18 protein-coding genes are annotated in these 23,566 nt (G+C 68.9%); 12 read left to right on the forward strand and 6 right to left on the reverse strand.

From position 1 onward, the window contains the following. The first annotated feature begins 7 nt into the window (after window positions 1-7). Both ABZS29_RS37450 and ABZS29_RS37455 read left to right on the forward strand, forming a co-directional pair. Window positions 8-1,207: a M20 family metallopeptidase gene (locus ABZS29_RS37450; protein WP_355469637.1), complete on the forward strand. Its 1,200-nt coding sequence runs from the start codon at window positions 8-10 to the stop codon at window positions 1,205-1,207. A 49-nt stretch (window positions 1,208-1,256) separates the two neighbouring features. Next, window positions 1,257-2,066, forward strand: a complete 810-nt coding sequence (locus ABZS29_RS37455) for an alpha/beta hydrolase (protein ID WP_355469639.1) — start codon at window positions 1,257-1,259, stop codon at window positions 2,064-2,066. 2 nt (window positions 2,067-2,068) lie between these two features. Here the strand turns inward: ABZS29_RS37455 and ABZS29_RS37460 are convergent, their stop codons facing one another. The 5 genes from ABZS29_RS37460 to ABZS29_RS37480 form a co-directional block, all read right to left on the reverse strand. Then, a complete protein-coding gene (locus tag ABZS29_RS37460) occupies window positions 2,069-2,893 on the reverse strand; it encodes a DUF4232 domain-containing protein (protein ID WP_355469641.1) in 825 nt (274 codons plus the stop codon). Between the two features lie 91 nt (window positions 2,894-2,984). Then, on the reverse strand, window positions 2,985-5,015 hold the full coding sequence (locus ABZS29_RS37465) for an ABC transporter ATP-binding protein (protein WP_355469643.1): 2,031 nt from the start codon (window positions 5,013-5,015) through the stop codon (window positions 2,985-2,987). Further along, a complete protein-coding gene (locus ABZS29_RS37470; protein ID WP_355469645.1) occupies window positions 5,012-6,745 on the reverse strand; it encodes an ABC transporter ATP-binding protein in 1,734 nt (577 codons plus the stop codon). The genes ABZS29_RS37465 and ABZS29_RS37470 overlap by 4 nt, the downstream gene beginning before the upstream one ends. After that, complete coding sequence (locus tag ABZS29_RS37475; protein ID WP_355469646.1) at window positions 6,739-7,350, reverse strand: helix-turn-helix domain-containing protein; 612 nt, start codon at window positions 7,348-7,350, stop codon at window positions 6,739-6,741. Before ABZS29_RS37475 ends, ABZS29_RS37470 begins: the two co-directional genes overlap by 7 nt. A 41-nt stretch (window positions 7,351-7,391) precedes the next feature. After that, window positions 7,392-8,150, reverse strand: coding sequence for a TetR/AcrR family transcriptional regulator (locus ABZS29_RS37480; protein WP_355469648.1), 759 nt, complete (start codon window positions 8,148-8,150; stop codon window positions 7,392-7,394). 137 nt (window positions 8,151-8,287) lie between these two features. Between ABZS29_RS37480 and ABZS29_RS37485 the strand changes: the two genes are divergently transcribed. The 10 genes from ABZS29_RS37485 (at window position 8,288) to ABZS29_RS37530 (ending at window position 22,528) form a co-directional block, all read left to right on the forward strand. Beyond that, entirely contained in the window at window positions 8,288-10,174 is a 1,887-nt protein-coding gene (locus ABZS29_RS37485; RefSeq protein WP_355469741.1) for an ABC transporter ATP-binding protein, read from the forward strand. Window positions 10,175-10,224: 50 nt separating this feature from the next. Next, a complete protein-coding gene (locus ABZS29_RS37490) occupies window positions 10,225-12,963 on the forward strand; it encodes a DEAD/DEAH box helicase (RefSeq protein ID WP_355469650.1) in 2,739 nt (912 codons plus the stop codon). Then, window positions 12,960-14,138: an SWIM zinc finger family protein gene (locus ABZS29_RS37495; protein WP_355469652.1), complete on the forward strand. Its 1,179-nt coding sequence runs from the start codon at window positions 12,960-12,962 to the stop codon at window positions 14,136-14,138. The genes ABZS29_RS37490 and ABZS29_RS37495 overlap by 4 nt, the downstream gene beginning before the upstream one ends. A 680-nt stretch (window positions 14,139-14,818) precedes the next feature. Further along, window positions 14,819-15,316, forward strand: a complete 498-nt coding sequence (locus ABZS29_RS37500) for an N-acetyltransferase (RefSeq protein WP_355469654.1) — start codon at window positions 14,819-14,821, stop codon at window positions 15,314-15,316. A gap of 90 nt (window positions 15,317-15,406) precedes the next feature. Beyond that, window positions 15,407-17,059, forward strand: a complete 1,653-nt coding sequence (locus ABZS29_RS37505) for an ABC transporter substrate-binding protein (protein ID WP_355469656.1) — start codon at window positions 15,407-15,409, stop codon at window positions 17,057-17,059. Next, a complete protein-coding gene (locus tag ABZS29_RS37510) occupies window positions 17,056-18,006 on the forward strand; it encodes an ABC transporter permease (RefSeq protein ID WP_355469658.1) in 951 nt (316 codons plus the stop codon). The genes ABZS29_RS37505 and ABZS29_RS37510 overlap by 4 nt, the downstream gene beginning before the upstream one ends. Beyond that, a complete protein-coding gene (locus tag ABZS29_RS37515) occupies window positions 17,999-18,835 on the forward strand; it encodes an ABC transporter permease (RefSeq protein ID WP_355469660.1) in 837 nt (278 codons plus the stop codon). Before ABZS29_RS37510 ends, ABZS29_RS37515 begins: the two co-directional genes overlap by 8 nt. Then, window positions 18,832-19,800 carry an ABC transporter ATP-binding protein gene (locus tag ABZS29_RS37520; protein WP_355469662.1) on the forward strand — a complete coding sequence of 323 codons (969 nt, stop codon included), beginning with the start codon at window positions 18,832-18,834 and terminating at the stop codon, window positions 19,798-19,800. Before ABZS29_RS37515 ends, ABZS29_RS37520 begins: the two co-directional genes overlap by 4 nt. Next, the gene (locus tag ABZS29_RS37525) at window positions 19,797-20,777 is read left to right on the forward strand and encodes an oligopeptide/dipeptide ABC transporter ATP-binding protein (protein WP_355469663.1); all 981 of its coding nucleotides are present in this window, start codon (window positions 19,797-19,799) and stop codon (window positions 20,775-20,777) included. The genes ABZS29_RS37520 and ABZS29_RS37525 overlap by 4 nt, the downstream gene beginning before the upstream one ends. Then, window positions 20,777-22,528 carry a gamma-glutamyltransferase family protein gene (locus ABZS29_RS37530; RefSeq protein WP_355469665.1) on the forward strand — a complete coding sequence of 584 codons (1,752 nt, stop codon included), beginning with the start codon at window positions 20,777-20,779 and terminating at the stop codon, window positions 22,526-22,528. Before ABZS29_RS37525 ends, ABZS29_RS37530 begins: the two co-directional genes overlap by 1 nt. Before the next feature lie 312 nt (window positions 22,529-22,840). On the opposite strand, the gene ABZS29_RS37535 is transcribed toward ABZS29_RS37530, so the two are convergent. Beyond that, window positions 22,841-23,518, reverse strand: coding sequence for a GntR family transcriptional regulator (locus tag ABZS29_RS37535; protein WP_355469667.1), 678 nt, complete (start codon window positions 23,516-23,518; stop codon window positions 22,841-22,843). Window positions 23,519-23,566 lie beyond the last annotated feature (48 nt).

Genomic DNA, 23,566 nt, shown 5'->3' on the forward strand with positions numbered 1-23,566 from the left:
ATACCGCATGACCGCGACCCTCGACCTTGCCCGGAGCTTCGGCGACGAGATCATTGCCCTTCGCCGCGCGCTGCACCAGGTCCCGGAGTTCGACCTCGACCTGCCCAAGACGCAGCAGCTCGTGCTGGACGCGCTGGCCGGGCTGCCGCTCGAGATCACGCTCGGCAAGGAGCTGTCCTCGGTCACCGCCGTACTGCGCGGCGGCGCCGGCCCGGGCCCGGTTGTGCTGCTGCGCGGGGACATGGACGCACTGCCGGTGACCGAGCGCGTCGACGTACCGTATGCGTCCCAGCACCCCGGCATGATGCATGCCTGCGGCCACGATCTGCATGTGGCCGGGCTGGTCGGCGCCGCGAAGGTTCTGTCCGCGCTGCAGCCCACGCTGGCCGGCGACATCGTCTTCATGTTCCAGCCCGGTGAGGAGACCACCGGCGGCGCGCCGATCATGATCCGCGAAGGCGTCCTCGACGCCGCCGGCCGCCGCGCCGACGCCGCGTACGGACTGCACGTCGGCTCCGCGGTCCAGCCGCTCGGGATGTGGAGCAGCAAGCCGGGTTCGTTCATGGCCGCGGCCGACCAGCTGCACGTGCGCGTCGTCGGCGCCGGCACACACGGGTCGACCCCGTTCCGCGGCAAGGACCCGATTCCGGTCGCCTGCGAGATGGTGACCGCGCTGCAGACGATGATCACGCGGCAGTTCGACGTGTTCGACCCGGTCGTGCTGACCGTCGGGCGGATCGCGGGTGGCACGAAGGAGAACATCATCCCGGACGACGCGTTCTTCGACGCGACCGTGCGGACGTTCTCCGAGGAGACCCGGGCCAAGGTGCAGCAGACGTCGGTGCAGCTGGTCGAGGCGATGGCGGCCGCTCATGGGTTGGTCGCTGAGGTGCAGTACCAGATCGGCTACCCGGTCACGGTCAACAACCCCGACGAGTACGCGTTCGCCCGGGACACGATCATCGACGTCTTCGGTGCCGACCGGTTCCGCGAGCGGGCCAATCCGCGCTGCGGCGCCGAGGACATGTCGTACGTCCTCAACGAGGTCCCCGGCGTCTACCTCAACCTCAGCGCCTGCCGCGCCGCCGACCCCGACTCGGCGGCCGACAACCACTCGCCTTTGGCGGACTTCGACGACTCGGTTCTGCCCGACGCGGCGGGCCTGTTGGCCGAGCTCGCCGTACGGCGGCTGGCGCGCGGCATCTAGGGAATCTTCCCCATGTGCGCGGGCCGCGCGCTCGGTCAGACTGCGGGGCATGCGCGGAGACTTCGTCGACGTACCGGACGGGTACCTCTACTACGAACAGCACGGTGACGGCCCGGACGTCGTTCTGCTGAACGGCGGCCTGGCCGATACCCGGATGTGGGATTCGACCGTTGCCTGGCTGACCAAGTTCGCTCGGGTCACCACCTGGGACTACCGGGACAACGGCCTGTCGTCGGCTTCCTTCGGCCCGTACGACGAGATCGCGGATCTGCTCGCCGTACTGGACGCTGGTGGCATCGAGCGCGCCGTACTGGTCGGGTCGTCAGACGGCGGCCGCCGCGCCCTCGCCTTCGCGCACCGGCACCCCGACCGGGTGACAAGCGCGTGCGTCATCGCCGGCTCATTCGGCGAGTTCCCCGACCCGACGCCGGAGGAGGAAGCGGCCCGCGTCGTCATGCGCGCGCACTTCGCCGAGATCGCCGACCTCCTCGAAACCGAAGGCATCCCCGCAGCCGCAGCCCACGACGGCGACGGCTGGTGCCCCCAAGTCCCCGCCCCCGCCCGCCGTCTCCTCACCGGCCTGGCCGTCGCCAACTCCCGCGTCCTCACCATGCCCGAAGCCCACGGCCAAGAACTCGACCCACCCGTCAAAACCCGCTTCGCCGAACTCGCGCCCCCGATCCACGTCCTCGTCGGCAAACACGACTTCCAAGGCTCCCAACTCTGGGCCCGCCGCCTAGCCGCCCAAGCCCCCACCACCACCCTGTCGGTCCTCCCCCACGCCGACCACATGCCCATGTTCTCCGCCCCCGCCGCCTTCCGCGAATGGCTAACTCACCACGCCAAAGCAGCGCAGTAGGACTACGGCTGGTCTTTCTTCCAGGGGTGGAGGGTGAGTTTGCCGGTGGTGCCGAGGTCGAACTCTGGGGTGATCATGACGGGGGCGGTGCCGGGGTTGGCTCGGAGTCTGGCGTAGGGGAGGTTAAGGGCGGCGTCGGACTCGGTGGTGTTGCGCCAGACGAGGTGGGCGGAGGCGCGCTCGCCTGGTTTGAGGGTCAGGGGGTGCGGAGGGCCGCTGGCTTGGAGGAGTTTCACTTCGGGGACGGGTTTGTGGTCTTCGTCGAGGAGCTCGAGTTGCGGGTAGCCGGTCAGATGGACGGGGCGTTTGCCGCAGTTCTCCAGGTGGATGCCTAGGTCGCGGAGGCCCATGGCGGCGTCGGGGTCCGGGTCGGCGTACAGGCGGGCGCCTGAGGGTGGGCAAGTGCCTCCGAAGGAGGGCGCTTCCGCCAGGGGGACGCTGCGCACTTGGCTGATCTTCACCTGCATGGTGTTTCCAGCCGCCGGGCGGAGCTTGCCCAGAACGACGCTGTACTTCCTCGTCTGGCCGGCGCCGACGGCCGGCATCGTTTGACTCCCACTTTGCGCCTCTTTGGAGCTGCCCACCGAGGTGATGGTGATGGTGTAGACGGCGGCTGCGTTGCCGGAGTTGGTGATCTCAACCTCGGCGCAGTCCGCGGCTTGGCTCACGCCGGTCAGCCGTACGCCGGACTTCGGCTCGGAAGGCGCACCACTGAGCTGATGCCCACAGGAGGAGTCGGAGACGGGCGCAGGCGGCTGGGATCCGCATGCCGTGACCAGCAGGCCGCTGATCATCAGGGCGGCAAGTTTGCGTGGCTGGCTGCGCATTGACGGAGTCAATCAGAGAACAGAGCCACCACAAGCGTCTCGCCGTCCATGACTCCGGTTAGGAGCATGAACGGCGAGAGCGCTTCGGAGGTCAGCTGCGCAGAGCTGGGGCGCCGGGTGGGCCGGCCGGGACCGGCTCGGCGTCGATGCCGGCGACGGCGCCGCTGAACTGGGCGTTGTAGAGGCGGGCGTAGGCACCGTCGAGGGCGAGCAACTGACTGTGGTTGCCCTGTTCGACGATGGCGCCGTTCTCCATCACCAGGATCAGGTTGGCGTCGCGGATGGTGGAGAGGCGGTGGGCGATGACGAAGCTCGTGCGGTCGGAGCGCAGGGCGGCCATGGCGCGCTGCACCAGGACCTCGGTGCGGGTGTCGACCGAGCTGGTCGCCTCGTCGAGGATCAGCAACTGCGGGTCGGCCAGGAACGCGCGGGCGATGGTGAGGAGCTGCTTCTCACCGGCGCTGACATTACTGCCTTCCTCGTCGATGACCGTGTCGTAGCCGTCGGGCAGGCTGTGCACGAACCGATCGACGTACGTCGCCTTGGCCGCGGCCAGCATGTCCTCCTCGGTGGCGCCGAGGTTGCCGTAGAGGATGTTGTCGCGGATCGTGCCGCCGAACAGCCAGGTGTCCTGCAGGACCATGCCGATCCGCGAGCGCAGGTCGTGCCGGGTCAGCTCGGTGATGTCGATGCCGTCGAGGGTGATCCGGCCGCCGTTCAGCTCGTAGAACCGCATGATCAGGTTGACCAGCGTGGTCTTGCCGGCGCCGGTCGGGCCGACGATCGCGACCGTCATCCCGGGCTCGGCGACCAGGCTCAGGTCGGTGATCAGCGGCTTGTCCGGGTTGTACGAGAACGACACGTGCTCGAACTCGACCCGGCCACGGGCCTGCGTGACGGTCTCCGGGGTCTCGTCGTCCGGCACCTGCTCCTGGGCGTCGAGGACCTCGAAGACACGCTCGGCCGACGCGACGCCGGACTGCAGCAGGTTCGCCATCGAGGCGACCTGGGTGAGCGGCTGGGTGAACTGGCGCGAGTACTGGATGAACGCCTGGACGTCACCCAGCGACAGCTGACCCGACGCGACCCGCAGTCCACCGACGACCGCGATCACCACGTAGTTCAGGTTCCCGACGAACATCATCAGCGGCATGATCAGGCCGGAGATGAACTGCGCCCCGAACGCGGCCTGGTACAGCTCTTCGTTCTTCTGCGCGAACGACGCCTCGATCTCCTTCTGCCGGCCGAAGACCTTCACCAGCTCGTGCCCGGTGAACGCCTCCTCGATCTGGCCGTTGAGCGCGCCGGTGTGCCGCCACTGCGCCACGAACTTCGCCTGCGACCGCTTCGCGATCACCGCGGTCACGATCATCGAGATCGGGATCGACACCAGCGCGATCAGCGCCAGCAACGGCGAGACCACGAACATCATGGTCAGTACGCCGATCACCGTCAGCAGCGACGTGAGCAGCTGGCTCAGGGTCTGCTGCAGGCTGGTCGAGATGTTGTCGATGTCATTGGTGACCCGGCTCAGCAGCTCACCACGCGGTGCGCCGTCGAAGTAGCTCAGCGGCAACCGGTTCAGCTTGTCCTCGACCTCGGAGCGCAGGTCGTAGACGGTCCGCTGGACGACGCCGTTCAGGATGTAGCCCTGCATCCAGGACAGGAAGAAGGCACCGACGTACAGGGCCAGCACCATCAGCAGAACGTTGCGCAGGGCATCGAAGTCGATGCCCATCCCCGGCACCAGGTCGACGCCCTGGAGCAGGTCGGCGATCCGGCCGTTGCCGGCGGCGCGGGTCTGCTCGATGACCTGTTCCTTGGTCATGTCGCTCGGGAACTTCTTGCCGATGAAACCGGCGAAGATGATGTCGGTCGCGCGGCCGAGGATCTTCGGGCCCAGCACCGACAGGCCGACGCTGAAGATCGCGAGCACGATCACCCCGGACACCTTCACCCGGTGCGGCCGCAGCCGCTTCAGCAACCGCTTGGCCGACGGACCGAAGTTCATCGACTTGTCCCCCGGGATACCGCCCGGAGGCCCGAACGCCCGGCCCGTGGTCGGCCGCTCGGTCGCCTTCACCGTCTGCTTGCCCTCAGGGGCAGCCACTTCCTCGCTCATGCTGCCTCCTCCGCGGAACGCTGGGACTCGACGATCTCGACGTACGTCGGGCAGGTGTCGAGCAGTTCGTCATGGCGGCCCTTGCCGACGATCGCGCCGTCCTCGATCACGATGATCTGGTCGGCGTCCACGATCGTGGAGACGCGCTGCGCCACGATCACGACGCACGCCTCCCGCGTGACCGGCCGCAGCGCCGCCCGCAGGCGGGCGTCGGTGGCCAGGTCGAGCGCCGAGAACGAGTCGTCGAACAGATAGATCTCCGGCTTCCGGACCAGCGCCCGGGCGATCGCCAGCCGCTGCCGCTGACCACCGGAGACGTTCGTTCCGCCCTGGGCGATCGGCGACTCGAGCCCGGCCGGCATCGACGAGACGAAGTCCTTGCCCTGGGCAATCTCCAGCGCGGTCCACAACTCCTCGTCGGTGGCGTCCGGGTTGCCGTAGCGCAGGTTGCTGGCCACGGTCCCGGAGAACAGGTACGGACGCTGCGGCACCAGCCCGATCCGCTCCCAGAGCGACTCCGGCTCGATCTCGCGGACATCGATGCCGTCCACCAGCACGCGACCCTCGGTCGCATCCATCAGTCGCGGTACCAGCGAGAGCAACGTCGTCTTGCCGGCGCCGGTACTTCCGATGATCGCGGTCGTCTGGCCCGGCAACGCCTCGAAACTGACGTCCCGCAGTACCGGCTCGGCAGCGCCCGGGAACTTGAACGACGCGTTCTCCAGCGTCAGGTGACCTTGACCGGTGAAGGCCTTGATCGGCGTGGCCGGCGGCCGCACCGACGAGTCGGTGTTCAGCACCTCGCTGATCCGGTCCGCGCAGACCGAGGCTCGCGGCACCATGATCATCACGAAGGTCGCCATCATCACCGAGAACAAGATCTGGATCAGGTAGCTCAGGAACGCCGTCAGCTCGCCGACCTCCATCGCGCCGCTCTCGACGCGGGAGGCGCCGAACCACAGCACCGCGACGCTGGACACGTTCAGGATCAGCATCACCACGGGGAAGACCAGAGCCATCAGCCGGCCGGCCCGGGTCGCGGAGTCGGTCAGGTCCGAGTTGGCGGCGGCGAACCGCGTGGTTTCGTGCGGCTCGCGGACGAACGCCCGGACCACCCGAATGCCGGTGATCTGCTCACGCAGCACCCGGTTCACACCGTCGACGTACTTCTGCATCCGCTGGAACTGCGGCACCATCCTGCTCGCGATCAGCCCGATCGACCCGGCCAGCAGCGGTACGGCGATCGCGACCAGCCAGGCCAGACCGGCCTCCTCACGGATGGCCATGAACAGTCCGCCGACCATCGTGATCGGCGCCGCGACCAGCATCGTGCAGGTGGTGACGACGAGCATCTGCACCTGGGTGACGTCGTTCGTGCTGCGCGAGATCAGCGTCGGCGCTCCGAACTGGTTCACCTCGCGGGCCGAGAACTCACCGACCCGGTGGAACACCGCGGCCCGGACGTCCCGCCCGAACAGCGCGGCCGACTTGGCCCCGAAATACACCGCGACGACCGTACAGAGAATCTGCACCAGGCTGACGCCGAGCATCCAGCCGCCGGTGCTCATGATGTAGCCGGTGTCCCCCTTGGCCACGCCGTTGTCGATGATGTCGGCGTTGAGGCTGGGGAGGTAGAGGGAGGCGATCGTCCCGACCAGCTGCAGGACGACCACCAGGGACAGGTATCCCGCGTACGGACGCAGGTGCGTACGCAAGAGTCGAACTAACATCGATCATCCCCTGAGTTGGATCTGCGGACACCGTCGAACGCGAAGTCGACGATCTCCTCGGCGGTCAGCACCTGGCCGCCGGAAATCATTGGGTGGGTCGCGGAGAACGTGACCATCTGCAGACGTCGTACGACTTCTTCGGGCGAGAACCGGAGCTGGTCCGAATCCGGCTGGAGCAGGTCGGCGAACGCCATGTTGACCAGGTCGGACTGGCGCTTGCGCCGGGCCTCGTCCATGGACGTCTGGTTCTTCAGGTCCGGCGGCCGGGCCAGCCGCAGCGCGAACATCAGCCGGAACAGCCCGCGCAGGCGCCGCTGGGCGACCTCGACCGCCGCGATCGTGCGCTCCCGCAGCGGCAAGGCCCGGTCCACGGCCATCAGCTCGGTCAGCAGGTCGCTGACGTCGAAGGCCTTGGCCAGGGAGGCGTCGATCAACGCCTCCTTGCTGCCGAAGGCGCGGAAGATCGTCCCCTCGGCGATCCCTGCCGCCTCGGCGATCTGCTTGGTGCTCACGTCCGGTCCGTGCTCCTCGAACAACGGCAGTGCGGCCGCGATGATCGCGGCACGCCGTTCGTCCGGGGGTAGCGGTGTGGCTCGTGGTGTCACCCGACGAGACTAACTGAGTGAGTACTCACTCACAACTGCATTTACGGGCGATTCTTCACCAGTGCCGCGACGCCGTCGAGCAACCGCCCGAGGCCGTACTCGAAGGCGTGATCCGAGTCGTACGGTGCGTCGAACTCGTCCCCGACCGCGGTCCCGACCCGCGTCGCCAGCGGGAAACTGTCGATATCGGCGATCCGGTCGAGATGCGGGACATGGGCCAGCCACCACTGCTTGTCGGTCATCCCCGAGTGCTGGATGACCTGCCGCGCCTCCACGGCCGCCCGCACCGCGCCATGCACATAACCGTTGATCAGCGCAACCGTCGCGTCCATCTCGACATCGCTCAGCCCGATCCCCTCGACCGCGGCCAGCTCGTACTCGTACTTCGCCATCACCTGCGGACCGAGCGGCGGCCGGCTCACCGCGACGTGCAGCATCCACGGGTGCTTGAGGTAGAGCTCGCGATTCTCGCGCGCGACCTCGTCGAGCTTCGCCCGCCAGTCCCCCGGTACGACGCGCTTCGGCAGCTCGCCGTACACGGTGTCGAGCATGACGTCGAGCAACTCGGCCTTGCCGGGCACATAGCGGTACAGCGTCATCGCGCCGGCGCCCAGCTCGTCGGCGACCCGGCGCATCGACATCGCCGCGATCCCCTCCGCATCGGCGACCCGGAGCGCGGCCTCGACGATGCCTTCGACGGTCAGCGCCGGCTTCGGGCCTCGGGTCGGCTGCGGCCGCTTGCGCCAGAGCAGCTCGAGGCTCTTCGCCGGGTCGCCGCTACCGGTGTACTCCTGGGACATGCGTACACTGTACCCAGTTCGATCGGAGATTGACCTCAAGTTTCGTTGAGGTCTTACGGTCGGAAATTGTCGGTGAGGTACGGAATCATCGACCACCCCGATCGACCGACGCCGTGGAGCCCGCTGTGAGTATGGAAATGACCGCGTGGAACTCGCTGTACCACGCGATGCACGCACAAGACGACAGACGCCCGTTCTCCAAGGAGGCCCTGCTCCGGATCCTGGCGTTCGCCCGCCCGCACCGGCGGCAACTCATCTCGTTCCTCGTGCTCAGCGTCGGCGCGGCGATCCTCGCCGTGGCGACGCCCGTGCTGGCCGGCCGCGTGGTCGACGCGATCGTCGACGGCAAGGCCGTCGGGACCGTCGTGCGCCTGGCGGTACTGATCGCGGTCATCGCCGTCGCCGAGGCCGGCATCAGCATGCTCACCCGCTGGCTGTCCGCCCGGATCGGCGAAGGGCTGATCCTCGACCTGCGGACCGCGGTCTTCGACCACATCCAGCGGATGCCGATCGCGTTCTTCACCCGCACCCGGACCGGCGCCCTCGTCTCCCGGCTCAACAACGACGTCATCGGTGCGCAGCGCGCCTTCAGCGACACGCTCTCCGGAGTCGTGAGCAACCTGGTGATGCTGGCCCTGACCCTCGTGGTGATGCTGCGCGTCTCCTGGCAGATCACGCTGCTCGCACTGATCATCCTGCCGGTCTTCGTGATCCCGGCCCGCCGGGTCGGCAGCCGGCTGGCCGCCCTCGGCCGCGAGGCGGCCGACTACAACGCGACCATGAGCACCCAGATGACCGAGCGCTTCTCGGCGCCCGGCGCCACCCTGGTCAAGCTGTTCGGGCGACCGGCACGCGAATCGGCGGAGTTCGCCGCGCGGGCCCGCCGGGTGCGCGACATCGGCGTCCGGACCGCGATGGTGCAGTGGGTCTTCGTCACCTCGCTGACCCTCGTGTCGGCGCTCGCGCTGGCCGTGGTCTACGGGCTGGGCGGGTTCTACGCGCTGCGCAACCAGCTGGACGCCGGCGCCGTGGTGTCGATGGCACTGCTGCTCACCCGCCTCTACGCACCGCTTACTGCACTCGCCAACGCGCGACTCGAGGTGATGACCGCGCTGGTCAGCTTCGAGCGCGTCTTCGAGGTGCTCGACCTCAAGCCGCTCATCCAGGACAAGCCGGACGCCGGCAAGGTCCCCGAAGGCCCGGTCTCGGTCGAGTTCACCAACGTGAACTTCGCCTACCCGTCGGCCGACAAGGTCTCGCTCGCCTCCCTGGAGGAGGTCGCGAAGCTCGACACGCGCGGCGGCGTCGAGGTCCTGCACGACATGACGTTCCGGGCCGAACCTGGTCAGATGGTCGCCCTGGTCGGTTCCTCCGGCGCCGGCAAGTCGACGATCGCCCAGCTCATCCCCCGGCTGTACGACGTGGATTCGGGGTCGGTGCAGCTCGCCGGGGTCGACGTCCGCGACGTGTCGGCCGAGTCCCTGCGCGAAACGCTCGGCATGGTCACCCAGGACGGTCACCTGTTCCACGACTCGATCCGGGAGAACCTGCTGCTCGCCCGCCCCGAGGCAGCCGAGGATGACCTCTGGGACTCGCTGCGCCGGGCCCGGCTCGAGGACCTGATCCGGTCACTGCCCGACGGCCTCGACACCGTCGTGGGTGAGCGCGGCTACCGGCTCTCCGGCGGCGAGCGTCAGCGGCTGACGATCGCGCGCCTTCTGCTGGCCCAGCCCCGGGTCGTCATCCTCGACGAGGCCACCGCCGCACTCGACTCCACCAACGAGGCAGCGGTCCAGGCCGCGCTGACCGAGGCGCTCGCCGGCCGGACGGCGGTCGTCATCGCGCACCGCCTGTCGACGATCCGCGCCGCCGACCAGATCCTCGTGATCGAGGACGGCCGCATCGTCGAGCAGGGCACACACACGAGTCTGCTCGCGGCCGGCGGTCGTTACGAGGAGCTCTACCGCACCCAGTTCGAGCAGCCCGGCGCCGGGCCCAGCGACGCGGAGGTGCTCACGGTCTGAGGCAACCGCGGTAACGAGGTCGACGTCGGTCGGAATGGTTGGGAGTGCGGTTGTCTGCTCTGTCGGGGTGTGCGGTCGGGTTCGAGCCTGCGGATCCGCCGCGGGACGGTCGAGTGGTGTTCTGGGATCCGGACGGTGGCGAGTTGCCGCTCGGGGTCGGCGAACAGGTCCGGCTCGACGTCACGGTCGAGTCGGAGGTGCGATCGGTCCGCGCGGTCAGCGTGCGCGTGGCGGACGCCGTACCGATGCTGGGGCGGATGCGGCGCGAGCCGGCCGCCCATCCGACCGCGGCCTTCTGGGGTTCGGCCGCCGTGGCCGCGCTCCAGCTGGTTGCTCGGGGCAAGCTTTTGCCCGGCGTCTCCCCCGACGGGAACGACGCCTGGCGGATGGGACCGCTCGACCCGGCTGACGTCACCCGGCTGGTCGCGCTCGCCGAAGCGATGCCACCGGACGGGGTAACCGGAGAGCTCGCGGCCGAGGCGCTCGTGCGCGCCTTCTGGGATGCGGTGGCCGACGGAATGCCGCGCTCGCCGGCTGCGGCCAAGGCGCAGGGCGGTGGACTGTTCGCGGCGAAGGCACCCCAGCGCGCCGAGGGCCTTCGGCGGTGGGCCGACGAGGTGTCGGTCGGGCTCGACAGCGGCGTGCGGGTCTCGTTGCGGATCGAGATGTCGGAGAGCCAGGCGTTCCATGCCATCGTGCAACTGCACAGCCTCAAGGATCCGACCCTCGTGCGCGACGCGGACGATGTCTGGGCCACCGAGGTGCCGGGCTTCGGACCGCGAGCCCGGATCGACGCGACCCTCGCGATCCGCCGGGCCGGACGCGTCTGGCCGCCATTAGCTCGGTTGCTGGACGCCGCCGTACCGGATCAGTTGGAGCTGGCTGGCGAAGAGGTCGCGGATCTGCTGGCTGGTTCCGGGCCTCGGCTGACCGCGGCCGGGATCGACTTGCACTGGCCGCGCAGTCTTGGGCGGGACCTCAAGGCGCGCGCCGCGATCACCGCTCCCGAGCGCCGGCCGAGTGACCTGCCGAGCTTCTTCGGCGGCGACGCGACCCTCGACTTCCGCTGGCAGGTTGCCCTTGGCGACGATCCACTGACCGAGGAGGAGTTGGACCAGCTCGCCGAGGCGACCCGGCCGGTCGTCCGGCTGCGTGACCAGTGGATGCTGATCGATCCGGAGCTCGCCCGCAAGGCACGCGAGCGGATCCTCAAACCGGTCACGCCGATCGACGCGCTCAGCGCGGCGCTGACCGGGACCACCGAGGTGGATGGCCGCCAGGTCAAGGTCGAGCCCACCGCGTGGCTGTCCGAGCTGCGCACCCGGATCATGGATCCCGAGCGCGGCGACGAGCTCGTCGACGCGCCGGCCGGGCTGCAGGCAACACTGCGGGACTACCAGCTGCGCGGTCTGCGCTGGCTGGCGCAGATGACCTCACTCGGTCTCGGTGGCTGCCTCGCCGACGACATGGGTCTCGGCAAGACGATCACCTTGATCTCGCTGCACCTGCATCGGCAGGAGGCGGCCGGGACCGCTGGGCCGACTCTGGTCGTCTGTCCGGCATCTCTCCTCGGCAACTGGGAGCGCGAGGTCAATCGGTTCGCGCCCGGCACGCCGGTGCGGCGATTCCACGGCTCGGCGCGCTCGCTCGACGGCGCCGACGACGGATTCGTGCTGACGACGTACGGGACGCTTCGTCGCGATGCCGCCCGACTCGCGGCGCATCGCTGGGGCCTGGTGGTCGCTGATGAGGCGCAGCATGTGAAGAACCCCTCGTCAGGTACGGCGAAGGCGCTGCGGACCGTGCCGTCGCAGGCGCGGGTAGCGCTGACCGGTACTCCGGTTGAGAACAACCTGTCGGAGCTGTGGGCGGTTCTCGACTGGACTACGCCGGGGTTGCTCGGGCGGCTGAGCACCTTCCGTACGCAGTGGGCGACGCCGATCGAGGCCGACAAGGACGAGGAAGTCGCCGACCGGCTCGCCAAGCTTGTTCGCCCGTTCCTGCTCCGGCGGAAGAAGTCCGATCCGGGCATCGCGCCCGAGCTGCCACCGAAGACCGAGACAGATCAGACCGTTTCGCTGACGCGTGAGCAGACCGTCCTCTACGAGGCGACCGTGCGGGAGCTGATGGCGGCGATCGCGGCGAGCGATCAGATGGCGCGCAGAGGCGCGATCGTGAAGCTGCTCACCGGACTCAAGCAGATCTGCAATCACCCGGCGCAGTATCTGAAAGAGGGCGAGGACGCTCGGCTGACCGGCCGGTCCGGGAAGCTCGAACTACTCGACGAGCTCGTCGAGACGATCGTCGCGGAGGACGGCGCCGTCCTCGTCTTCACGCAGTACGTCGCGATGGCGCGACTGCTCGAGCGGCATCTCGCCACGCGCGGGATCGGCACGCAGTTGCTGCACGGCGGGACGCCGGTGCGGAAGCGCGAGGAGATGGTCGAGCGGTTCCAGGCGGGCGACGTACCGGTCTTCCTGCTGTCGCTGAAGGCGGCCGGTACCGGGCTCAACCTGACCCGCGCCGACCACGTCGTGCACTACGACCGCTGGTGGAACCCGGCCGTCGAGGATCAGGCGACCGACCGGGCATACCGGATCGGGCAGACCAAGCCGGTGCAGGTGCACCGCTTGATTGCCGAGGGCACCATCGAGGACCGGATCGCGGCCATGCTCGCAGCCAAACGCGAACTGGCAGATGCCGTCCTGGCCGGCGGCGAGGCGGCGCTCACCGAGTTGTCGGACAGCGAGCTCGCCGATCTGGTCGAGCTGCGGGGAGGTCTGCGATGAGTACGGCACAGGGCTACCCGGCGTTCCCGGCGCAACGCCGGAGCACGCGCGGTCGCTCGTGGTGGGCACGCGCGTGGGTGCAGGCGCTGGAGGACACCTCGCTGGACAACGCGCAGCTACTGAAGGGCCGCCGGTACGCGAACTCCGGCCACGTCGGGACAATCACGATCAGTCCGGGCCGGATCGGCGCGACGGTCTACTCCCCCGATGACACCTACGAGGTCGTCGTCCGGGTGGACGAGCTGACCGAGGCCGAGTGGGAGCAGTTGCTGGAGCAGGTCGCGGCGCGGGCGGGTCACATCGCCGCGCTTCTCGACGGCGAGATGCCGCACGATCTGGTCGAGGCCGCGGAGGCAGCCGGTGTCGCGTTGCTGCCGGGCATCGGTGATCTGGACCCGAGCTGTACCTGCGACGACTGGGAGCTGCCGTGCCAGCACGCGGCCGGGTTGGCCTACCAGGTCGCGTGGCTCCTCGACTCTGATCCGTTCGTGTTGCTGCACCTCCGCGGGCGGTCGCGCGAGCTGCTGCTTGATCAGCTCGTGGCGCGGTCGGCTGGCGCGGAGCCTCAGGCTGAAGTTGAGGTTGAGGTAGCGGCCGAGTCGAGGGTGATGGGCGAGCTGCCCGATCTTCCCGCAGTGCCGCCGAAGGTGCAGCTGGAGGAACTGGCCGTGAGCGGCATCGAACCGCCGCCGTCGATGGCGGCCGGCGTGCTGCCGATGCTCGTGCTGGACGCATCCCGTCGAGCGCGGGCGCTGCTGATCGCGCTGCTCAACGGCACGCCGGAGCCACAACCGCTCGACGAGTGGCAGGACGCCGTGCGCCTGGCGGCAGACTTCCCGGAGTTGCTGGCGCCGCTCGCCGAGGCCACCCGGCAGCCGACCGAGCTCGCGCTCGGCGTGCAAGCCTGGCAGTACGGCGGGGTCGCAGGCCTCGACGTACTGGAGCATGCGTGGGAGCCGAGTGCGCTCGAGCTCACGAAGGCGCGCACGGAGTTGGTCATGGAGGAGCTCGAGGACGTTGCCGTCGCGGGCAACCGCTTGACGATCCACCCGGACACGCAGCTGCGGCTCGATCGCCAGGGCAACTGGCACGGCTACCGCCTGGTCGACGGCACCTGGACGCCAGCCGGCCCCGCATCCCCCGACCCCCTCATAGCCCTCACCGTCGACGCCTGACCCCGGCCGCCTTGGCTGTGTTTGTTTTCCCCTTCCAAAAAGCGCACGCGTCTAGCGGTTAGACAAGACCTCTTGTACAAGTGTCATTGTAACTAGCTCCCTCTGTGACGGTTCGGATGACCGAGCGACGGAGCTCGATCACCCCTGCCTCCCCGGCGCCAGCCACCGCCGGCCGCCGCCCTCCCCTTCATCACCACCACCAGGCCCGACCCCCCGACCTCCCCCGTCAGCCCCCGCAGCCACCCCATCCCTCTCCCTGCGGCCACCCCACCCGCTCACCCTGGACCAGCCCATCCCCCCAGCGGCCCGCCCCGGACCACACCCGTCCCCTTCGCCACCACCACCAGCCCCGACGCCCCCTCTCCGCCGCAACCACCTCCCCCGGCGGCCCACCCCCCGCGCCGCGATTTGACTGCCTGGGCACCGAAGTTGGGGGTTCTCCACCGTGGTGATGAGTACCGAACCCCCGATATGAGTGGCCAGCCAGGCAAATCGCACTGCGCGGCCGGCCGGGTGCTGGTGAAAAATCGGTGGGAACGGCGGTTCGGCGACGGCTAAGCTCGGGTCGGCTTCGGAGCTTGAGGAGGTGAGTTGATGACCGCGCGAACCGGCGCTGTCGCGTAACCGCGATAGCCGGACGGTCACTCAACTCATCCCTTCTCGCCGAGAGGCAATCTCTGTTGTTCATTTCTTGGAAGACCCGTGTCGCCGCAGCTGCCGACGAGCAGGTACTGCGCGAGATCACGCTGGAAGCGTTCGGCCGGCAGTACGAGGTCGACTATCTCGATGCGTTGCGCGCCGAGCCGGCAGCCTGGCTGCCCGAATTCGTGTACGTCGCTACCGCCGATGAGCGGCCGATCGCGTACGCGCTGTTGACGCTCGCCAGTGTGGGATCCACGCCGGTGCTCTCACTAGGGCCGGTGGCCGTGCGGCCGGCGTACCAGGGGCAAGGCGTCGGTGACACTGTCGTGCGGGCTGTTCTCGCACGCGCTCAGGGGCGGCCGGAGCCGGCGGTGGTCGTGCTCGGGCATGCGGAGTACTACCCGCGGTTCGGATTTCGGCAGGCGACCGAGTTCGGGATCCGGCACCCGCAGTACGACGGGCCGAGCCTGATGGCGCTCGCGCTCGGTGATCACGCCGTACCGGGCGGTGCGTTGACCTACCCCGTCGAGGGCTGAGCAAAGGTTCGGGAAAACTCGCCGAATCGCTTGCGCAGGTGGCTTGTATACATGAAACAGTCGAGGAACCGCCTAGCCAGGGAGCCTGTGATGTCTCCTCGACGTCCGTTCGTGTTCGCCACCGTCACCGCCCTCGCGCTCGTCGCGGCCGGCTGCTCTCCGGTGCAGCCGGCCGCGGACGGGCCGGCGGCCGCGGACGGGCCGGCGGCCGCGGACAGCCAGAGCGATGTGTTCGGTGACCCGGCGGATCCGGCGCAGGTGAAGGCCGGCGGCACGCTGACGGTCGCCCTCTCCGCGGATCCCGACAAACTCGATCCGACGCTGTCCCGCAGCCTGTACTCGCGGTACGTCTTCCACACGATGTGCGAGAAGCTGTACGACCTCGGCCCGGACGCCAAGGTTGTTCCGCAGCTCGCGACCGCGCTGCCGACCATCGCACCCGACGGACTGAGCCTGACGATCCCGCTGCGCCAAGGCGTGAAGTTCGCCGACGGCGGCACCTTCGACTCCGCGGCCGTGAAGACGACGATCGAGCGCGGACTGACGCTCGCAGGTTCGGCGCGGAAGAGCGAGCTCGGCCCGATCAGTGGGGTCGAGACGCCCGATCCGAACACCGTCGTGATCAAGCTGTCCAAGCCGTTCGCCCCGCTCACCGCCGCGCTCGCGGACCGGGCCGGCATGGTGCTGAGCCCGGCCGCGGTTACCAAGCTCGGAGCGAACTTTTCCACCGCTCCGGCCTGTGTCGGCCCGTTCAAGTTCGCGAACCGCGTCGCGCAGAACTCGATCAAGGTCGTCAAGGATCCCCAGTACTACGACGCCGCCAAGGTGCACCTGGACGCGATCGAGTACCGGATCATCACCGACTCGAGTATCCGCTCGGCCAACCTGAAGGCCGGCGACGCCCAGATCGCGGACTCGCTGTCTTCCCAGGACGCTCCCGCGCTGCAGAAGGAGAGCACGATCAGCGTCCTGCAGTCGCAGTCGCTCGGCTACCAGGGCGTGACCATCAACATCGCGAACGCCAACGGTGTCGGCAACCCGCTCAAGCAACTCGACACCCCGATCGCGAAGGACCCGCGGGTCCGGCAGGCACTCGACCTGTCGATCGACCGGGCCGCGCTGGTGAAGTCGATCTTCAACGGGCTGAACACGGTCGCGTGCTCGCCGATCTCGCCGAAGAGCGAGTTCACGTCCGAGGCCGCCCAGGCGTGTCCGGCGCATGACCCAGCCAAGGCGAAGGAGCTGCTTGCTGCGGCCGGCGTCAGTACGCCGTACAAGGTTTCGATGATCACCTCGAACAACCCGGACAGTCTGCGGCTCGCGCAGGCGCTGCAAGCGATGGTGAAGGACGGTGGATTCGAGCTGGTGATCAAGCCGGTCGAGTACGCCTCGCTGCTCGACCAGCAGGACCGCGGCGACTTCGAGATCCTGCAGCTCGGCTGGTCCGGCCGGGTCGACCCCGACGCGAACATCTTCAACTTCGTCGGCACGACCGGCAGCCAGAACGTCGCCGGCTACAGCAGTCCGGACGTCGACAAGCTGCTCACCGACGCGCGTCAGGCGACCGACAAGGCACAGCGCATCAAGCTGTACGGCGACGTCGTCGCCAAGCTGCAGCAGGACGAACCGCTGATCTACCTGTACCGCCAGCGCAACCTGACCGGCGTCTCGAAGAAGGTGCTCGGCGTGCAGACCTACCCGGACGGAGTGATCCGGACCGCGTTCGCGGGGTTCGCCAAGTGAGCCGGTACCTTTTCCACCGGCTGTGGCAGTCGGCGCTGACGCTGGTCCTGGCGACGATCGTGGTGTTCGCCGGTGTCCGCGCGCTGCCCGGTGATCCGGCGCTGGCGCTGGCCGGTGAGGACCGCGATCCGGAATCATTGCGGGCGATCCGGGAGCAGTTCGGCCTGGACGACTCCTGGCTCGTGCAGTTCTGGCAGTTCGTGAGTCATGCGGCGCGTGGTGATCTCGGTCAGTCGATCCGGACCGGTGAGCCGGTGGTCGGGATGATCTCGGGCGCGTTGCCGGTGACGATCGAGCTGTCGGTCCTCGCGATCCTGGTGGCCGGTGTGATCGGTGTCGGCGCGGGCGTGATCGCCGCCGTACGGCGGGGGCGGCCGGCCGAGTGGGCGGCGAACGCGCTCGCTCTGCTGGGGTTGTCGGTACCGAACTTCTGGCTCGGGCTGATGGCGATCCTCTATCTTTCCGTTGCCCTCGGCCTCTTTCCCGCGTCTGGGTTCGTCCCGTTCTTCACTGATCCGGTGGCGAATCTGCACCACCTTGTGCTGCCGGCGTTGATTCTCGGGACGGGGCTGGCCGCGGTGATCATGCGGCAGACCAGGTCCTCGATGCTGGATGCGCTGTCCGCCGATTACATCCGGACGGCGGAGGCCAAGGGCCTGCCGCCGCGCTCGGTGATCGGGCGTCATGCACTGCGCAACAGCTTGATCGTGGTGGTCACGATCGTCGGTCTGCAGCTCGGCGCGTTGATCTCGGGCGCTGTGGTGACCGAGCGGATCTTCGCGCTACCGGGTTTCGGGAAGCTGACGGTCGATGCCGTCTTCCAGCGCGATTATCCGGTGATTCAGGCGGTCGTGTTGGTGACGGCGACGGCGTACATCGTGATCAATCTGCTGGTCGACCTGCTCTACTCGGTCATCGATCCGCGGATCCGGGTGCGCGGTGAATAGCCGCGTCGTCCGGCGGATCCTGCGGAACCCGCTCGCGATCACCGGCCTCGTCGTACTGGTGCTTGCGATCGTGCTGGCGGTCTTCGCCAATCTGCTCGCGCCCTACGAGCCGACGCTGACCCGGCTGGACCAAGCCTTCGCACCACCCGGTACGGCGGGCCACCTGCTCGGGACCGATGATCTCGGCCGGGATGTGATCTCGCGGATCATGTTCGGACTGCGGGCGTCGCTGCATGTCGGGTTGCTGGCGGTCGCGACGTCGCTCGTGATCGGCGTACCGCTGGGTCTGATGGCTGGGTACTTCCGAGCGATCGACGCGCTGATCTCGCGGCTGACCGATCTGGTGCTGGCGTTCCCGTTCCTGATCCTCGCCGTCGGGCTGGCCGCGATCCGGGGCGCGAGTCTTGGCAACGCCGCGATCGCGATCGGGATCGCGCAGATTCCGGGGGTGATCCGGATCGTCCGGTCGGAGACGCTGCGGCTCAAGTCGCTGGACTTCGTGGCCGCGGCGATCGTGGAAGGGGCGAGTGATGCCTGGGTGCTCGGGCGGCACATCCTGCCGAACGCGGCCTCGGTGATCATCGTCCAGGCGACGGTGGCGATTCCGGCCGCGATTCTGGGTGAGGCAGTGCTGTCGTTCCTCGGGCTCGGCATCCAGCCGCCGGCGCCGAGCCTGGGCACGATGCTGTCGGACGCGCAGCAGTTCGCCGCGCGGGCGCCGTGGGCGGCGGTGATGCCAGGGCTGGCGATCATGCTGCTGACGCTCGCGTTCAACATCGTCGGCGACAGTCTGCGCGATGCTCTCGACCCGAAGGCGAGCCGCCGATGAGCACCCTGCTGGAGGTGCGGGACCTGTCTATCTCCTTCCGCACGGAGGACGGTCGGTTGTCGGCGGTGGATCGGGTCGGGCTCGAGGTGGGCGAATCCGAGGTGCTCGCGATCGTGGGCGAGTCGGGCTGCGGGAAGAGCGTGACGGCGATGAGTCTCGCCGGGCTGCTCCCCCGGTCGGCGCGGGTCGACGGATCCGTGCGGCTCGACGGGGTCGAGTTGATCGGGGCGGACAAGCGCACGCTGCGCTCGATCCGCGGCCGCGAGATCGCGTACATCTTCCAGGAGCCGATGACCTCGCTGAACCCGGTTTTCACCGTCGGCGACCAGATCGGCGAAGTGCTTCGCACGCACCTGGGTGCGAGCCGGAGCGCGGCCCGGACCCGATCGATCGAGTTGCTGAAGCTGGTCGGGATCCCCTCGGCCGAGCGCCGGGTCGACGACTATCCGCACCAGCTGTCGGGCGGCATGCGGCAACGGGTGATGATCGCGATGGCGGTCGCCTGTGATCCGAAGGTGCTGATCGCCGACGAACCGACTACCGCGCTCGACGTGACGATCCAGGCCGGCATCCTCGACGTACTGCGCGGTCTGCGCGAGCGGCTCGGTACGAGCATCGTGCTGATCACCCACGACCTCGGAGTCGTGGCCGCTCTCGCCGACCGGGTCGCTGTCATGTACGCCGGTCGCGTCGTCGAGACCGCAGAAGTGCACGAGCTCTTCGCGCACCCCCAACATCCCTACACAGCAGGTCTCCTCGGCGCCTCCCCCGCCGTCGGCCGGCACGCGGACACCGACAGGCTGGACGAGATCCCAGGCCTGGTGCCGGTGCTGTCCGAACAGCCCGACGCCTGCACCTTCGCCGACCGCTGCAGCCGAGCCCTAGCCACCTGTACGACGTCTCAGCCGCAACTGACGTCCAGCGAGCACGGACTGGCGTGCTGGAACCCGGTAGGAGTCTCATGACCGAACTGGCTCTGGAGGTCGAGGACCTCGTCATGCACTTCGGACCGGTCCGTGCGGTCGACGGCGTGACCCTGCGGGTCCGGGCGGGCACGGTTGTCGCGCTGGTCGGCGAGAGCGGCTCCGGCAAGTCCACAGTCGGTCGCTGCATCGTCAGACTGCTCGAACCGACCGGAGGCACCGTCCGGCTCGCCGGTGCCGACATCACACACCTCAACCGGCGCCAGCTCCGCTCACACCGGCGAGACGTCTCGATCGTCTTCCAGGACCCCGCAGGCTCGCTAGACCCGCGCCTGTCGGTCGGAGACATCGTTGGGGAACCACTGCGGCTGACGCGTCGCAAGGACATCGCCGGTCAGGTCGCTGAAGCACTGCGACGGGTAGGACTGCGCCCCGAGGTCGCACAGCGCTCTCCGCACGAGCTGTCCGGTGGACAGCGCCAGCGCGTCAGCATCGCCCGCGCACTCATCTCCGAACCGCGGCTGCTGGTAGCGGACGAGCCGACGAGTGCACTCGATGTGTCCGTCCAGGCCGCCGTACTGAATCTGCTGGCTGATCTGCAGCGGGACCTGGGGTTTGTGTGCTTGTTCATCACGCATGATCTGTCGGCGGTCGAGTACCTCGCTGATGAGGTCGCGGTGATGTATCTGGGTCAGCTGGTCGAGCAGGGCCCACGCGCCCGCATCTTCGGTACGCCGGCTCACCCGTACACCCAAGCGTTGTTGTCGGCCGCGCCCGTGCCCGACCCAGTGGCGCAGCGGCAGCGAACGCCGGTGTTGCTGGGCGATGACCTGCCGTCGGCGATCGATCCGCCACCGGGCTGCCGTTTCCACACCCGGTGTCCGGTCGCGGTCGAGCGGTGCCGGACGATCGTGCCGGAGTCGCGTGTGATCGGATCGGGTGGACACCAGGTTGCGTGTCACCTGGTCGCGGACGACGGAAGCGGACCGGACGTACGAACTGCAGAGGGAGTGGCCTGATGACGTTCACCACCCGGCCGACATTGCGCGGCACGTTCGGCATGGTCTCGTCGACGCACTGGCTGGCGTCGCAGTCGGCGATGCGGATGCTGGAGCTCGGCGGGAACGCGTTCGACGCGGCCGCGACCGCGGGGTTCGTACTGCATGTGGTGGAGCCGCATCTGAACGGGCCCGGTGGTGAGGTGCCGGCGATCGTGGCGACGGCGGACGATCCGACGCCGCGGGTGCTGTGCGGTCAGGGGGTCGCTCCGGCCGGAGCCACCATCGAGCACTACCGGTCGCTCGGGCTGGACCTCGTGCCGGGATCGGGGCCGCTGGCCGCGACTGTGCCGGGCGCGGTCGACGCGTGGTTGCTGCTGCTCCGCGACCACGGCACGCTGCCGCTGCGCGTCGTACTGGAACCGGCGATCGACTACGCGCGCAACGGGCATCCGCTCGTACCGCGTGTGACCGAGACGGTCGCGAAGGTGCAGCAACTGTTCACGGAGCACTGGCCGACGTCGGCTGCACTATGGCTGCAGGACGGCCCGCCGACGGGGATGTTCCGGAACGAGACGTACGCCGCTACCCTCGAGCGGCTCGTGGTCGAGGGCGAGACCGCCGGCGCGGATCGGGTCGCGCAGCTCGAGCAGGCGCGGAAGGCCTGGCGGGAAGGGTTCGTCGCCGAAGCCATCGACAGGTTCTCGCGGCTACCGCATCGCGATTCCAGCGGCGCGGATCACGCCGGCCTGATCACCGCGGACGATCTGGCGGCGTTCTCGGCGAGCTGGGAGGACGCGGCCACGCTCGACTGGAACGGGCACACGGTTGCGAAGACCGCGGCTTGGGGTCAGGGACCGGCGCTGCTGCAGTCGCTCGCCGTACTGGCTGAGCTTGGTGATGTCGATCTGAACAGCGCCGAGGGGGTGCACACGACGGTCGAGGTGATGAAGCTGTCGTACGCGGATCGCGAGGCCTGGTACGGCGATGGCGACGTACCGCTCAAGGCGCTGCTCTCCCCCGCGTACGCCGCTGAGCGGGCGCGGCTGGTGGGTTCGGAGGCGACGGTCGAGTTGCGGCCGGGTTCGCCGGACGGGCGGGTGCCGCGACTGCAGTCGCTTGCCGCGGGCAACCATTTGACCGACGCCACGGTTGGGGAACCGACAGTGGCGCGGGACGGGGTCACGCGCGGCGACACGTGTCACGTGGATGTGGTGGATCGCTGGGGGAACATCATCTCGGCGACGCCGAGTGGTGGGTGGCTGCAGTCGTCGCCGACGATTCCGGAGCTGGGGTTCTGTCTGGGGAGCCGGGCGCAGATGTTCTGGCTGGAGGAAGGACTGCCGGCGTCACTTGCCCCGGGCAAGCGTCCGCGGACCACGCTGACACCGACGTTGGTACTGCGGGAGGGGCGGCCGGTGGTGGCGTGTGGTTCGCCGGGCGGAGATCAGCAGGATCAGTGGCAGTTGCTGTTCCTGTTGCGGCACCTTGCGGGCGGGATGGAGTTGCAGGAGGCGATCGACGCGCCGGCCTGGCACACGACCGGGTTCCCGTCGTCGTTCTATCCGCGCGAGACCGAGCCGGGTGGGCTGGTGATCGAGAGCCGGTTGGGCCCCACGGTCCGCGACGAGCTGGTACGCCGCGGGCACGTGGTGACCGAGTCCGACCCGTGGAGCCTCGGCCGGCTGTGCGCCGTACGGCGAGACTCGGACGGAGTCGTGTCCGCCGCCGCCAACCCCCGCGGCATGCAGGGCTACGCCGTCGGCCGCTGACCGCATCGGGGTGCCCCTCCGCCAGCGCCACCGAAGCCACCGTGCCGAGTGTGAGGAGTGTGCGCTCGACTGTGGCCTGTGTGCTGTTGTCCATCGATTACCGGCGGCATTGTCCTCACAGTCGACCTGGACCGCACATCCGGCCCGCCACCGAAGCCACCGTGGTGAGTGGGACGAGTTGCCGTCGACTGTGACTTCCGTGCTGCCGGCAATCGGTTGCTGGCGACACAGTTCGCACAGTCGCCGATCGGGCCGCACCCTTGGTTATGGGTGAAGGACTCCAAGGTGGCTGGCGGGCCGGCGAAAATGGGGCTAGGCGGTGGGGCGGGGACCTAGGGCTGCTTTGGCGGCGGCTTCTACGTGGACGCGGGCCGCGGTGGTGGCGGCTGCGGCGTCGCCGGCGGCGATGGCGTCGACGAGGCGGACGTGTTCCTCGGAGGAGTGTGGGGCTCGCTGGGCGGCACCGACGCGGAAGACCCAGTGCACGTGGTGGTACATGGCGGCCGAGATCGAGTGCAGCCAGCGGTTGCCGCTGACCTCGATCACCGCGCGGTGGAAGTCGCTGTTCAGCTCGGCGACGCGGCCGAAGTCCTGCGCCTCGGTGGCGGCTCGGGCGTCGTCGCACAGCTGCCGCAGCCGAGCGATGTCAGCTTCGCCGGCGCGCTCCGCGGCCAGGCCGGCGGCGAGGGTCTCGAGCTGTTCGCGGACCGCGAAGAGGTCGCGCACGGCGGTCTCGTCGAGGGTGGCGACGACAGCACCGCGGCGCGGCAGGATCTGCACGAACCCCTCGGCCTCCACGACCCGCAGCGCCTCGCGGACCGGGTTGCGCGAAACGCCGAAGTCGTCGGCCAGCCGCGTCTCCGTCAGGCGCTCGCCCTGCGCGTAGTCGCCGTCGACGATGCGCCGCCGCAGCTCCGCCAGCACCTGCTCGCGTAGCGCGATGTGGTCGGCCCCGATCGTCCGGATCGCACCCACAGCCAGCTCTTCCACCCCGTGCTCCTCTCCCCGCTCCCCGGTCAGCTTGCAGAACGGTAGCCC

It is taken from the genome of Kribbella sp. NPDC005582 (assembly GCF_040605415.1).
Taxonomy (GTDB): domain Bacteria; phylum Actinomycetota; class Actinomycetes; order Propionibacteriales; family Kribbellaceae; genus Kribbella.